General features: G+C 73.1%; 3 protein-coding genes. All 3 read left to right on the forward strand.

Annotated features, from left to right (window positions below; all coding sequences use genetic code 11):
• Positions 1–9 precede the first annotated feature (9 nt).
• The 3 genes from AB0B64_RS14170 to AB0B64_RS14180 are packed head-to-tail and all read left to right on the forward strand — an operon-like array spanning position 10 to position 15546.
• The gene (locus AB0B64_RS14170) at positions 10–5073 is read left to right on the forward strand and encodes a beta-ketoacyl synthase N-terminal-like domain-containing protein (protein ID WP_357942089.1); all 5064 of its coding nucleotides are present in this window, start codon (positions 10–12) and stop codon (positions 5071–5073) included.
• Positions 5074–5114: 41 nt separating this feature from the next.
• The gene (locus AB0B64_RS14175; protein ID WP_358177389.1) at positions 5115–14672 is read left to right on the forward strand and encodes an SDR family NAD(P)-dependent oxidoreductase; all 9558 of its coding nucleotides are present in this window, start codon (positions 5115–5117) and stop codon (positions 14670–14672) included.
• Between the two features lie 28 nt (positions 14673–14700).
• Positions 14701–15546 carry a 3-hydroxyacyl-CoA dehydrogenase NAD-binding domain-containing protein gene (locus AB0B64_RS14180; protein WP_357942093.1) on the forward strand — a complete coding sequence of 282 codons (846 nt, stop codon included), beginning with the start codon at positions 14701–14703 and terminating at the stop codon, positions 15544–15546.
• Positions 15547–15571 lie beyond the last annotated feature (25 nt).

Here is a 15571-nt window from a genome sequence, read left to right on the forward strand (position 1 = left end):
GCTCGTCCGATGGCGACCGAGGACAAACTTCGCGACTATCTCAAGCGCGTGACCGTCGAACTGACCCAGACGCGCCGCCGCCTCGCCGAGGCCGAAGATCGTCAGCACGAGCCCATCGCGATCGTCGGGATGGCGTGCCGCTACCCCGGCGGCGGCGACACGGTCGAAGGTTTCTGGAACCTGCTGTGCGACGGCGGCAGCGCGGTCACCGAGGTGCCGTCCTCCCGGTGGGACATCGACGACTACTACGACCCCGACCCGCGTACCCCCGGCGGCATGTACACCAGATACGGCTCCTTCCTGCCGGACATCGCCGGCTGGGACGCCGAGTTCTTCGGTCTTTCGCCGCGCGAGGCCCTGCGGATGGACCCGACGCAGCGCCTCCTGCTCGAACTGGCCTGGGAGGGCCTGGAGGACGCGGGCGCGCCGCCGTCGCGCCTGTCGGGCAGCCGTACCGGCGTGATGGTCGGCTACATGGACAGCCTCCAGTACGGCAGGCTCCAGCTCGAACGGCACGGCGCGGAGGCGCTCGCGGACCCGTACCTGGGCCAGGGCTCGTCCATGAGCGTCGCGGCCGGGCGCATCGCGTACCTGCTCAACCTGTGCGGCCCCACCATGGCCATCGACACGGCGTGCTCGTCCTCGCTGATCGCGGTCCACCTCGCGGCGGAGGCGCTGCGGCGCGGCGAATGCGACCTCGCGATCGCTGCCGGGGCGTCTATGACGTTCCACCCGAGCACCTTCATCCAGGCGTGCGCGGCGTCGATGCTGTGCGCGGACGGGAAGTGCAAGACGTTCGACGCGAGCGCCGACGGCTACGTCATGGGCGAGGGCGGGGGCGTCGTGGTGCTGGAGCCGCTGTCCAAGGCGATCCAGAACGGCCGGCGCATCCGCGCGGTGATCCGCGGCTCGGCCGTCAACCAGGATGGCCGCAGCAACGGTCTCACCGCCCCGAGCCGGAGCGCCCAGGCCGACGTGATCGGCCGCGCCCTGGACGCCGCGCGGGTCACCCCCGAGGACATCTCGTACGTGGAGGCGCACGGCTCGGGCACCCACCTGGGGGACGCCATCGAGCTGTCGGCCCTGCACGACGTCTTCGGCCGGCGCCCCGGCACTCGACCGCTGCGGGTCGGCGCGGTGAAGACCAACATCGGCCACACCCAGGCGGCGGCCGGGGTGGCCGGACTGATCAAGACGGTCCTGGTGCTGGAGAACGAACTGATCCCACCGAACCTGCACCTGTCGCAACCGGCGGCGGCGATCCCGGAGGACGGGACGGTAGTGCCGATGGCCGGGACACCACAGGCGTTCACGGGGCCGGGGCCGCGGCTGGCGGGGGTGAGCTCGTTCGGCTGGTCGGGCACGAACGCCCACGTCATCCTGGAATCCGCCCCCGAGCCCGGCGATTCCCAGAGGTCGTCCAACCACCTGCCGGAAGCCACCGTCGCCGGGCACGGCGTTGCTCGGGCACTGGTGCTGCCCGTGTCGGCGGCCAGTGACGCCGCCCTGCGAGAGCACGCCGGGCGCCTGTCCGCGGCGTTGGCGGCCCGGCCGGACACGGCCCGGTCGGCAGCGGCCCTGGCCGCCGTGGCTCGCACGCTGCAGGCCGGTCGCGCCGAGCATGATCACCGGCGCGCCCTGGTCTGCGCCGACCTCCCGGACGCCGTACGCCTGCTGGGCCGCGTCGCCACCGAGGGCGGGGTGCACCGGGTGAAGGGCCGTCCCCGGGTCGCGTTCCTGCTGCCCGGCGTCGGCGACCAGTACGTCGGCCTCGGCAGGGAGCTGTACCGCACCGAGCCCGTCTACGCCGAGGCGGTAGACCGCTGCGTCGAGCTGGCCGCCGACCGGTGCGGCGTGGACCTGCGCCCCCTGTTCGGCCCCGCCGACGACCGGAGCGACGATGCGAAGCCCGCCGCCGACCAGGCACGGCCCTCGGGAGTGGACCCGTCACGGCCATCGGGCGGGGACCCGGCTCGGCCTGCGGGCCTGGACCGGGCGCGGCCCTCGGACGGGGACCTCGTGGCGCTGCTGGGTCGTGACGGTTCTGGGCAGGACCGGGCCGACGACCCGCTCAGCCACGCCGAGATCGCGCACCCGTTCCTCTTCACCGTCGAGTACGCGCTCGCCCGGCTCCTGTCCCACTGGGGCGTCACCCCGGACCTGCTCATCGGCTACAGCCTCGGCGAGTACGTGGCGGCCTGCCTCGGCGGCGTGTTCACCCTCGAGGACGCCCTGTACGTGGTGGCCGAACGAGCCCGCCTGATCGCCGCCGCCCCGCCGGGCCGCATGGTCGCCGTCGCCGCAGGCGAGGACCGCGTGCGGGAACTGCTTGTCGGCGCCGAGGCCGAGGTGGACGTCGCGGCGCTCAACGGGCCTTCGATGACCGTGCTCAGCGGGCGCCCCGAGGACATCGAGGCCCTGACCCGGCGCCTCACCGCCGAGGGCATCGCCTGTCGGCCGCTGCGGTCCGCGCACGCGTTCCACTCGTCGCTGCTCCAGCCCGCCCGCGAGAAGCTGGCCGCGCTGCTCGACTCCGTGCCGCGCCAGGCACCGGCCACCACCATCGTGTCCAACCTCACCGGCGTCGCGCTGACGGCCGAGCAGGCCACCAGCTCCCAGTACTGGGCCGATCAGCTGGTCAGCCCGGTCCGGTTCGCCGACGCCGTACGGCACTGCGTCTCGCAGGGAGTGGACGTATTCGTCGAGCTCGGCCCCGGTCAGACCCTCGGTGGGCTGGTCCGGCAGAACCTGTCCGACCGGCCGGCCACCGTACTCGGCACCCTGCCGCCGCTGTGGACGGCCGGGGAACGGCGGGACGCGCGGTCCGAGCTGCTGGAGGCGTGCGGGCGGCTGTGGGAGCTGGGCGTCACGCTGAACTGGGAGCCCACCCGCCCCACCGGCGCCCGCCTCGTCGACCTGCCCGCCTACCCGTTCCAGCGCACCCGCTTCTGGCCGGACCAGGGCCGGGACGTCCCCCGAACCGACCGGCCCGCCAAACCGGCCGACTTCGCCTTCGCCCCGATCTGGCAGCAGGACACCACCCGCCCCACCCCGACGCACCTCGCCTCCCGCCCTGGCCCGGTGCACCTCGCCTCTGGCGACGGCCGTCCTGGGGGCGTCGCACCTGCTGTACGGCTCAGTGGGCCGTTGGTGGTGTTCGCCGACTCAGCGGGGGTCGGTGCCGCGCTCGCCGAGTCGGTCGCAGCAGCAGGGACCCAGGTGATCGAGGTCGTCGCCGGGACCGGGCTGCGGCAGGACGGTCGCCGTATCGTCATCGATCCCGCTGTGCCCGAGCACTACGCCCAGGTGTTCGCCGCCGTCACCGAGCCGGGGCCGGTGCATGTGGTCCATCTGTGGAGCCGGCTCGCCACGGCCACCACCCCGGTGTACGCCAGCGACGCGGAGCTGCGGGCGGCCATCGGGTACGGGTTCGACAGCCTGCTGCTGGCCGTACAGGCGCTGGGTGAGCTGCCCGCGCGCCAGGGGGTACGACTGCTGACGGTGACCCAAGGGGCCGCCGAGATCCTGGGCGGCGACGCCCTCGCGCCGTACCGGGCCGTGGCACACGGGCTCGGGCGGGCGGCGCACCACGAGTACACCGGACTGACCTGGAGCGGTGTCGACCTCGACCCGGAGGACGACGCGCAGGCGGCCGGGCAGCTCGTCCACGAGCTGCTCAGGGAGCCCGACGAGGCGCACGACCGGCTGACCGGCTGGCGGCGCGGCCGTCGCTGGGTGAAGAGCTGGGGCGAGGTCCCGGACCAGGGTGAGCCGATCGGGAGCCCGTGGCGGGCCGACGGCGTCTACCTGATCACCGGTGGTGCCCGGGGACTCGGCATGGGGCTGGCCAAGCACCTGGTGCGAGCCGGAGTACGGCGGCTCGCCCTCGTAGGCCGTACCCCCCTGAACGCCACCCCGCACGGCGGCTCCCAAGCCGCTCCGCACGGCAGCCCGGACGCCGCACCACACGGCGGCCCGCCTGAGGCTGGGGCGGGAGCCGGTGCGCCGGACGTGCCCGAGCCGGGCGGGAAGGTGGCGCGGAGTCTGGCAGACGTTGCCGAGCTGGAGGCAGCCGGAGCCGAGGTGTTGTTGCTGACCGCCGACGCCGGTGTCCCCGACGAGCTGCGGCGGGCGCTACGCCAGTGCCGGGAGCACTTCGGCACGCTCACCGGTGTGGTCCACGCGGCCGGCGTACCGGCGGGTGGGATGGTGCAGCGGCGGACCGTGGCCGAGGCGGGGGCGGTGCTCGCGCCCAAGGTCCTGGCGATGGGACCCCTCGCCGAGCTGGTCGGCCCGGACACCCCTGCCGAGGAGCGGCCCGAGCTGCTGGTCCTGTACTCCTCCGCCGTGACCGCGTTCGGCGGCATCGGCGAGGGCGACTACTGCGCCGCCAACACCGTGCTCGACGCGTACGGCGAGGCGCTGGCCGCCACCGCGCCGTCCACCAGGGTGGTGTCGGTCGCCTGGGGCCCGTGGCAGCACGACGACTGGCAGGCCGACTCCCTCAAGGGCGCCTCCAGCCTCGCCCAGCGGGTGACCGCCTACCGGGAGAGGTACGGGTTCGCCGAGGAGGCGGGCTGCGCGTTCCTCGACCGGATCGTGACCGGCGGCCACGACAGCGTCCTGGCCGCGCGCCAGCCGTTGCGGGACGTCCTGCGCGACTGGTCGTCCATGATCGACCTCGACGCCCTGGTCGGCGCGGCGTCGGCGCCTCGTGGGGAGCGGTTCCCGCGGCCGCTGCTGCGGACCGAGTACGTGGCGCCCAGGACCGAGACCGAGACCAAGATCGCCGACCTGTGGGGCGCCTATCTGGGCATCGAGCAGGTCGGCGTGTACGACCCGTTCTTCGACCTCGGAGGCAACTCCCTGGTCGGCATGGCCATGGTGCTCGCCATCGAGAAGGAGCTCGGCGTGGCCATCGCGCCCGCGGTGCTGTTCGAGCACCCGACGGTCGCGGAGTTCGCGACCGCGCTGGAGCGGTCGGACGACGGCTCCGCACGGCAGGCACTCACCACCAGCTCGGCTCGGGGGCAGCGACGGCGCCGGGCCCGTTCCGGGGGCGGACGGAAATGAAGCCCGACTTGAGCTTGAGTCCCGAGATAAGGACCGTTGACGTGACTGATGAGCTGGCCGGCGAGGTCTCCGGCAATGACATTGCGATAGTCGGGATGTCGGGGCGGTTCCCCGGCGCCGCCGATGTGGCCGGATTGTGGGCGAACATCCGTGATGGCCGTTCCGGCATCACCCGGTTCACCGATGACGAGTTGCGGGCCGCCGGAGTGCCCGAGGACCTGTTGGCCGATCCCGGGTACGTGAAGGCCGGGGCGGTGATCGACGGCGTCGAGCTGTTCGACGCGGGCTTCTTCGGGTTCAGCCCGAAGGAGGCGCAGATCCTCGACCCGCAGCACCGGTTGTTCCTGGAGCACAGCTGGGAGGCACTGGAGGACGCCGGGTGCGACCCCACCCGCTTCGACGGCGCGATCGGCGTCTTCGGCGGGTCCGGCTGGAGCTCGTACCTGCAGCACAACCTCATGCCGAACGACATCGCCGCCACCATGGGCGAGCTGGCCCTCGGCCTGGCCAACGACAAGGACTCGCTGACCCTGCGCGTGGCCCACACCCTGGGTCTGTCGGGCCCGAGCTACGCGGTGCAGAGCTATTGCTCCACGTCGCTCGTCGCGGTCTGCGCGGCGGCCTCCAGCCTGGCCGGGTTCGAGTGCGACCTGGCGCTGGCGGGCGGCGTCGCGGTCAACGTTCCGCACCGGGTCGGCTACCTGTACCAGCAGGGCGGCATCGCGCCGCCCGACGGCGAGTGCCGGGCCTTCGACGCGGGCGGCCTGGGCAGCCCGCTCGGCAGCGGCGTCGGCGTGGTGGCGCTGCGCCGGCTGGAGGACGCGCTGGCCGCCGGTGACCAGATCTACGCCGTCATCCGGGGCTGGGCCGTCAACAACGACGCTGGTAGGAAGGTGGGCTTCACCGCTCCCGGCGTACAGGGCCAGGCCGCCGTCATGGCCGAGGCGCTCGCCAGTGCCGGGCTGATGCCCGCCGACATCGACTACGTCGAGGCGCACGGCACCGGCACCGCGCTCGGTGACGCGGCCGAGCTGGCGGCGCTGCAGCAGGTGTTCCACGACGAGTCGTGCCTGATCGGCTCCGTCAAGACGAACCTCGGCCACCTCGACCGGGCGGCCGGCGTCACCAGCCTCATCAAGACCGCCCTCGCCCTGCGCCACGACGAGATCCCGCCCACTCGCAACCTCACCGAGCCCAACCCGCAGCTCAGCGCCGGTGAGGCCGAGCTGGAGGTGGTCACCAGGCTCATCGCCTGGCCGCGCAGGCCCGGCCGGACCCGGCGGGCGGGGGTGAGCGCGTTCGGCATCGGCGGGACCAACGCGCACGTGGTGCTGGAAGAGGCGCCCGCTGTTCCGGTGCCCTCCGTTCCGGTTTCGGCCGCGGCGTCGCGTCCGGAACTGCTGGTGTGGTCCGCGCGGTCCGCCGCCGCGGCCGACGCCATGACCGAACGCCTCGCCGACCACCTCACGTCCGCCGCGGCCGACGCGACGACCGGCCATCTCGCGGGAGCCTCCGACACCCCTCACCTGCCCGACGTCGCCCACACGCTGCAGTCCGGGCGGCAGGTCTTCGGGCATCGCCGGATGCTGGTCGCCGCCACCGTGGACGAGGCCGTCGCCGGGCTGCGCGACGCCGGGGCGCTGGCCCGCGCGGACAGCCGCGCGGACCGGCCCGTCGCGTTCCTCATCGCGGGCACCGGCGAGCAGTACCCGGGCCTGGCCGCCGAGCTATACGAGACCGAGCCGGTCTTCCGGCAGACGCTCGACGAGTGCCGGGCCACGCTCCGCGACCACCTCGGTGGGGTCGACCCGCTCGCCGAGCTGCTGCTCCCCAGGCAGCCCGGCCAGGCCGCCGGGCTCGACCGGCTGCTCGGGCGGGAGGCGGCGCCGGTCGACACCATGCCCACGGCGGTGTTGCAGCCCGCCCTGTTCGCGGTCGAATACGCCCTGGCCCAGCTCGTACGCTCCTGGGGCATCGAACCGGCACTGCTGGCCGGCTACAGCCTCGGCGAGTACGTGGCCGCCTGCCTGGCGGGCGTCCTCACCCTGGACTCGGCGCTGGCGCTGGTCGCCTACCGCGCGCGGCTGATCGACGCGCTCCCGGCCGGCGCGATGAGCGCCGTGCCGCTGGCCGCCGACGACCTGCGGACCCGGCTGGAGCGGGCGGGCATCGCCGACGTGGACGTGGCCGCGGTCAACGGCCCTGAACTCACCGTGCTCGCCGGTCCGCCCGCCGCGATGGAGGCGGCCAGGGAGTTCCTGGCGGGCGAGTCGGTGCCGTGCCGGCCGCTGGCCACCAGCCACGCGTTCCACTCGCGCATGATGGAGCCGGTACGCGACGAGCTGACCCGCTGGATCGCCACCCACATCACGCTCGAAGAGCCGCGCATCCCGTACGTCTCGAACGTCACCGGCGCCCTCATCACCGCCTCCGAGGCGACCGACCCCGGCTACTGGGCGCGGCACATGTGCGGGCCCGTGCTGTTCGACGCCGTGCTCGGCACGCTGCTCGAACAGGGGGAACTCGCGCTGCTGGAGATCGGCCCCGGACAGTCGCTCGGGGCGATGGCCCGTGGTCACCGCGACTGCCCCCGGGACCGCTGGCCGCTGGTGGTCTCCACGCTCCCCGCCGCCGCCGACCCCCGCCCGGCCGGCACCGTGCTGGCAGAGGGCCTGGGGCGGTTGTGGCTGGCGGGCGTGCCGGTCGACTGGGCCGGATACCGGCAGGATCGTCCGGTACGCAAGGTGGGGCTGCCCAGCTACCCGTTCCAGCGGGAGCGCTACTGGATCGACCCGCCCCGCCACCAGGCCAGGCCCGCCCCGGTCGCCGCCGCTCTGGCTCCCCCTCCTGAGGAGGCGGCTCCGCACGTCCAGCTCATGGTCCCGCGCTGGATCGCGGCCGACGTACCGGCTGCTCCCATCGCCTCGAGTGCGGCCGGGCGCTGGGTGGTGCTCGCCGACTCCGGCGGGGTCGCCGACGCGGTCGTCGAGTCGCTGGGCTCCGACGGCGCCGAGATCGTGCTGGTACGGCCGGACGGCGCGTTCGCCGAGATGACCGGCGGCTACACGATCGACCCCGAGTCGGCGGCCGACCACGCCACCCTGGCCAGGAGCCTGGCGAGCGAGACCCCGACGGTCCTGCTCGACCTGCGGCTGCTCGACCACGCCGGCTCCGGTGGCGACGGGCGCCAGGTGGTGCTGCCGCTCTCCCGGATGCTGGACGCCTGGGGCAGCGAGGGCGGTGACAGCACCAGGATCATCGTGGCGACCCGAGGCGGCCAGGCGGTCGTCGCGGGCGAGGTGCCGGACCCCGGCCACGCCGCCGCCGCCACGCTGCCGCTGGTCGCCAACCAGGAGTACCTCAACCTCGACTGCCGCTGCGTGGACGTCGAGGTGGGAGCCGACGTCGCCGCGACGGCCCGGGACCTGGTGGCCGAGCTCCGCGATCCGGCGACCGACGCTCTGGTGGCCTACCGCGACGGACGCCGCCACACCCGCGACTACGTCCCCGCCGACCGGGGCGAGGCACAGACCGGTCTGGGGGTGCGGCCCGGTGGGACGTACCTGATGACCGGTGGTCTCGGGGACGTCGGGCTGCTGGTGGCCGAGCACCTGGTGCGCGCCGGAGCCGCCCGGCTGATCCTCACCAGCCGGGGCGGCGTGCCCGCCACGGCCGGTGACCCGCGCCACGAGGGCGTCCAGCGGTTGCGGGCGCTCGGGGCCGAAGTACTGACACCGCAGGCTGACGTGACAGACACCGACGCGATGCGCGCCCTACTGGCCGAGGTGCTGCGGGAGGGCGGGCGGCTCGACGGGGTGATTCATGCCGCGGCCGAGACCGGCCGGGACACGTTCCTGTCGATGCGCGACCTCGACCAGGAAGCCGTCGCCAGACACTTCGGTGCGAAGGTGACAGGCGCGCTGGTCCTGCGTGAGGTGCTCGCCGAGCTCCCCGCCGAGCGAGCGCCCGGTTTCTGCCTGCTGTTCTCCTCGACGTCGTCGCTGCTGGGCGGCATCACGTTCGGTAGCTACGCGGCGGCGAACGCCGCGCTGACGGCGGTCGCCCACGACACCGCCGCCTCGCCCACCAGGTGGGTGGCCGCGAGCTGGGACACGTGGTCGCGGACGCTCGAAGGCATGGAAGGCGGCATCGGCGCCGCCATGGCCGCGCACGCCATGAGCACCGAGGAGGGGCTGGCGGCGTTCGACCGGCTGGTGGCCGACGACCGGCCGAGCCTTGTGGTGGCTGCTGGCGGTCTCGACGACCGGCTGCCCCGGGCGGTGAGCGGGCCGGAGCCAGGGGCGGACGGCACGAGGTTTCCTCGTCCCGAGCTGCCCCAGCCGTACAGCCCGCCATTGACCGCGACCGAGCGGGCGCTGGCCGAGCTGTGGTCGGACGTGCTCGGCATCGAGCCGGTCGGGACCAGGGACAACTTCTTCGACCTCGGCGGCAACTCGCTCGTCGCGCTGCAGATGCTGGCCCTGGTGAAGAAGCGGTTCGGGATCGCGGTGCCGACGGTGATGCTGTTCGAGGCGCCGACGGTGCACACGCTCGCCGGAATCCTCGACGAGAAGGGCGCCGGCGCCGGCCGTACCGGGAAGACGAGTGCCCGCACCGCGACGGTGGCCAAGCGGGTCGCCCGGAAGGCCGTGGAAGGCGCCTCCGGACCTGTCGACCGCTCCGGCATCGGCTCCGGCTCCGGCAGCGACATGGACGACGACCGGCGGATCGCCATCGTCGGCATGGCCGGCCACTTCCCGGGCGCCACCGACGTGGGTGCGTTCTGGAACAACCTCCGCGAAGGCGTCGAATCCATCAGCTTCTTCTCCGAGGAAGAGCTCCTGGCCGCCGGAGTGGCCCCCGACCTCATCCACGACCCCTCGTACGTCCCCGCCCGCCCCGTGCTCGACGACGTCAGCGGCTTCGACGCCGCGTTCTTCGGCCTGAGCCCCCGGATGGCCGCGATCACCGATCCGCAGCAGCGGGCGTTCATCGAGGTGTGCTGGGAGGCGCTGGAGCAGGCCGGGTACGCGGTGCCGGAGAGCAGGGGCCGGGTCGGCGTGTTCGGCGGCAGCAACATCAGCACGTACCTGCTCCGCATGGGCGAGCACCTCCTCAACGACGAGGAGGAGGTCAGCCACTACGAGATCATCATGGGCAACGACAAGGACGCGCTCACCACGACGGTCTCCTACCTGTTCGACCTGTACGGGCCGAGTGTCGCGGTGCAGACGTTCTGCTCCACCTCGCTGGTCGCGGCGCACCTGGCGGTGCAGAGCCTGCGCAACGGCGAGTGCGAGCTGGCGCTGGCTGGCGGCGTGTCGATCCGGGTGCCCGACCGGGTCGGGCACAAGTTCGGGCCAGGCGGGCAGGAGTCGCCCGACGGTCACGTGCGGACGTTCGACGCGCGGGCGCGGGGCAGCATGTTCGGTGACGGGGCCGCGGTGGTGCTGCTCAAGCGGCTGTCGGACGCGGTACGCGACGGCGACCACATCTGGGCCGTGATCCGCGGTTCGGCGATGAACAACGACGGCGCGCTCAAGGTCGGCTTCACCGCGCCGAGCGTGGTCGGCCAGGCCAGGGTGATCGCCGACGCGATGGCCGACGCCGGGGTGACCGGCGAGGACATCAGCTACATCGAGGCGCACGGCACCGCCACCGAGCTCGGCGACCCGATCGAGCTGGCGGCGCTGACGCGGGCGTTCGGCGACACCGAGCAGACGCAGTACTGCCCGATCGGCTCGGTGAAGACCAACATCGGGCACCTGGACCGCGCCGCGGGCGCGAGCGGCCTGATCAAGACCTCGCTCGCGCTGCGCGAACAGGTGATCCCGGCCAGCCTGCACTACACCAGCCCCAACCCGGAGATCGACTTCGAGAACAGCCCCTTCTACGTCAACGCCGAGCTCTCCCCGTGGCGGACCCGCGACGGGCGGCCGCGCATCGCGGGCATCAACTCGCTCGGCATGGGCGGCACCAACGTGCACATGGTCGTCGAAGAGGCGCCTGTCCGGCCCCCGGCGCCGCCCGTTTCGCCCGAGTCCTCCCGCAGATACCAGGTGCTGCCCGTGTCCGCGCGCAACGCCACCGCGGCCGACCAGGCGGGCGAGCGCCTCGGGCGGCACCTGGCCGCGTCGCCCGATATCCGGTTGGCGGATGTGGCGTTCACCCTCCAGGTGGGGCGCAAGACGTTCGAGCATCGGCGCGTCGCCGTCGTCGACAGCGTTGAGTCGGCCGCCGCCGTGCTGGGCGGGGAGTCGCCGACGCCCGGCGTGTTGAGTGGGGGATCGCCGAACCTCGGTGTGCGGTCGGCGAACCCTGGCGTGCTGAGCCGGGTCGACACGGTTCAGGGGCGTCCGGTGGCGTTCCTGTTCGCGGGGGCGGGGGAGCAGTATCCCGGGCTGGTCACCGAGCTGTACCGGCGCGAGCCGGAGTTCCGCGCGGCGCTCGACGAATGCCTGGAGCTCCTGCGCGGGCCGCTGGGCGAGGTGGACCTCGCGGACCTGCTCGCGGGCGGCCGCGGCAGCGCACCGGACCTCGCCGCCCTGCTGGGCCGCACGGGCTCGGGCGGTTCCGTTGGCTCGGGTGGGGACGAGCGGGTCGGCGTGTTGGAGCGTACGGAGGTCGTCCAGCCGGCCCTGTTCGCCGTCGAGTACGCCCTGGCCCGCACGCTGATGACCTGGGGCGTACAGCCACGGATCATGCTGGGCTACAGCCTCGGCGAGTACGTCGCCGCCTGCCTGGCCGGAGTCCTGTCGCTGCCGGACGCCATCGCGCTGGTGGCGTACCGGGCGAAGCTGATCGACGGTGTGCCGCCCGGCTCGATGGCCGCCGTGTCGCTGCCCGCGAGCGAGCTGCGCCGCCGGTTCAGGCTGGATGAGCGGGGGCTGGACCTGGCCGCCGTCAACGGCCCGCAGGTGACGGTCGTCGCCGGTCCGGTCGAGGCGATGGACGGGCTCCTCGCCGACCTGCGGCGGGCCGAGATCCCGTGCCGGCCGCTGCAGACCACCCACGCCTTCCACTCCAGGATGCTGGCCCGGCTGAGTGACGAGCTGACCGCCTGGGTCGAGGCGAACGTCCAGCTCAGCCCGCCCGCCCTGCCGTACATCTCGAACGTGACCGGCGGGATCGCCGACGCGGACCTGGTGTGCGAGCCGGGCTACTGGGCCCGGCACATGTGCGGGACCGTACGGTTCGCGGACGGGGTCGACGCGCTGCTCGCCGACCCGGAGCTGGCCGTGGTCGAGATCGGCCCGGGGCAGTCGCTCGGCGCCCTGGTGCGCGCCGCCGGATGCCCGCCGCAGCGGTGGCCGCTCATCCTCAACGCGCTGCCCGGCGGCAGCGACAGCCGCCCGGACGACGAGGTGCTCGCGGGCTGCCTGGCCCGGCTGTGGCTGCTCGGCGCCGACCTCGACTGGGCCGCCCACCACGGCAGACACCAGAACACCGGGCACACCACAGGGTCCGATGCCGGGCTCGCCGCCGGGGCGGCTGATGTGTCCAGCGCCGGGTTGCCGGGGCGGATTCCGTTGCCGACGTACCCCTTCCAGCGTCAGCGCTACTGGATCGACCCGCCCGCGACCGGTGCGCGGCGGCAGCCGGTCGGCGCGTTGCCGGCGCTCGACCCGGACAACCTGTTCGAGGCGATCACGAACCTGCCCAGGCTGCCGGAAGACCAGTGGATGTACCTGCCCGTGTGGCGGCAGACCGCCGCGCCAGCGCCGGGTGAGCAGCCGGGCTCGTGGCTGGTCTACACCCGCGACGGGCTCGCCGACCAGGTCGCCGCCGAGCTGCGGCGGACGGCGGGCGCCACGGTCACGCTGGTACGCCCCGGCGACGCGTACACCGCCACCCCCGACGGCTACACGGTGCGGCCGGGCAGCGTGGGCGACACGCTCTCGCTGCTGCGCGATCTGCGCGCCGCCGGTCGGCCCCTGGAGCGGGTGGTCCACCTCTGGACGCTGGACGCCGCCACCGGCGACACCACCATCCGGTACGGCCTGCACACGCTCGTCGCACTGGCCAGGGCGGCGGCGGAGTCCGGCACCGACGACTGGTCCCTGGACGTCGCCGTCACCGGCACGCAGCAGGTGCTGGGCGACGACGTGTCCAACCCGGACGGCGCGACGCTGATCGGTCCTTGCCTGGTGATCCCTCTGGAGTACCCGAAGGTCGCCACCCGCCTCATCGACCTGGCAACCAGCGGCAGGGGCGGTTCGGTGGTCGGTGGGTTGGCGGCCGAGTTGCGGAGGCCGCAGGCCGACCGGATCGTGGCGCTGCGCAACGGTCGACGCTGGGTGCCTGGTTACGAGACCATGGCGGCCGATCCGGACCTGGAGACGCTCCGCGAAGGCGGTGTCTACCTGATCACGGGCGGGCTCGGCGGCATCGCCCTCGGCCTGGCCGAACGACTGGCCCGCGACTGCCACGCCAACCTCGTCCTGCTCGCCCGCCGCGGCCTGCCACCCCGAGCGGAGTGGTCCCGCATCCTGGCGAGCGCCGGGCCCAACGGTGTGGGGACGGCCGAGGAGGCGACCCGGCGGCGGATCGCCCAGGTTCTCGAGATCGAGAAGCTCGGCGGCCGGGTCGAGATCGTCACCGGCGACGTCAGCAAGCCCGAGGACGTTCGCCGGGCCGTGGACACGGCGGTCGAGCGGTTCGGTGCCCTCCACGGTGTCCTCCACGCAGCGGGCGTCCCCGGCATGGGGTTGATGCAGTTCAAGCGGTCCGACGAGCTGGACCAAGTACTCGCCCCGAAGATCGGCGGCACCCTGGCCATCGCCGAGGCGCTGCGCATCGGTCGGCCCGATGAGGTCGAGCTGGACTTCCTGGTGCTGTTCGCCTCCATCACCTCGGCGACCGGCGGCGGGCCGGGGCAGGTGGACTACTGCGCCGCCAACGCCTTCCTCGACGGGTACGCCCATCAGCTCGCCGACACCGGCAGGCGGGTCCTGGCCATCGACTGGGGCGAGTGGACCTGGAACGCGTGGGAGGAGGGCCTGGCCGGGTACGACGGCGCGTTGCAGCAGTTCTTCCGCGACAACCGGGCCCGTGTCGGCATCGACTTCGAGGACGGCTGGCGGGCGCTGCTGCGCGCCCTGGCCAGCGGTGAGCCCCGGGTCGTGGTGTCCACGCAGGACTTCCCGACGGTGGTGCTCGGCAGTTCGCGCTTCAACCTGGAGGCGGTCACCTCGCCCGCCGTGGGTGGCGTGAGCGGTGAGCGGCACCCCCGTCCCGAGCTGGTCACCCCCTACCAGGAGCCGTCGGGGTCGGCCGAGGAGCAGATCGCCGGCATCTGGTGCGACTCGCTCAAGCTCGACCGGGTCGGCGTCCTGGACAACTTCTTCGAGCTCGGCGGCAACTCGCTGCTCGGCGTCAGCATCGTGGCCGCGATGCGCCGGGCGTTCGAGCTGGACGAGTTGCCGCCGCACATCCTCTACGAGGCGCCGACCGTGTCGGCACTCGGCCAGACCATCGAGGCCATGTCCTCGGGCGCGGGCCACGTGCTCGGGACCGGCGCCGACGGCGGCAGCCACGTACGTGCCCAGCTGCGCCGATCGGGACTCGAAGCCTCCGCCGCCCGCAGACGCGGCCGGTGAGACACAACCCAGTGAATGGAGCAGAGTCATGACAGTGATCGGCGTAGTGGGCGCCGGTGTGATGGGCGTAGGAGTGGCCCAGAACCTGGCCCAGACCGGCCACGACGTGGTCCTGGTCGACAAGGACGAGCAGATCCTCAAGCAGGCGCTCGCCAACATCGAGCGCAACAGCCGGATGAGCCGCCTGATGGGCGGCCCGGCCCTGGACGCGGACGCGATCCTCGCCAGGATCACCACGGCCGTCGGCGCCGACGCCCTGGCCAAGGCGGAGATCGTCATCGAGAACGTGACCGAGAACTGGGACGTCAAGCGGGAGGTCTACGAGGCGCTCGACGCGGCCTGCGGACCCGACACCGTGTTCGTCGTCAACACCTCGGCCATTCCGATCACCAAGGTCGGCGCCGTGACGGGCCGTCCGGACAAGGTCATCGGCGTACATTTCATGAACCCGGTGCCCGCCAAGCCGGCCGTCGAGCTGATCCCTGGCTTCCACACCACTCCCGACACCATCGAGCGGACCAGGAACCTGCTGGCCGCGATGGGCAAGCGGGCCGTCGACGTCAAGGACTCGTGCGGCTTCATCTCCAACCGGGTGCTCATGCTCACCGTCAACGAGGCCGCCTACCTCGTCCACGAGGGCGTGGCCACGGCCGAGTCTGTCGACGAGGTGTTCCGCAGCTGCTTCGGCCACCCCATGGGGCCGCTGGAGACCGCCGACCTGATCGGCGTCGACACCATCCTCTACAGCGTCGAGGTGCTGTACGAGCACTACGCCGACAGCAAGTACCGGCCGTGCCCGCTGCTCAAGCAGATGACCGACGCCGGCCTGCACGGACGCAAGTCCGGCCGCGGCTTCTTCACCTACGCCAACTAACCAAAACACCGAAAAGGAGCTCAGC

Source organism: Nonomuraea sp. NPDC049129 (assembly GCF_040648495.1).
Taxonomy (GTDB): domain Bacteria; phylum Actinomycetota; class Actinomycetes; order Streptosporangiales; family Streptosporangiaceae; genus Nonomuraea.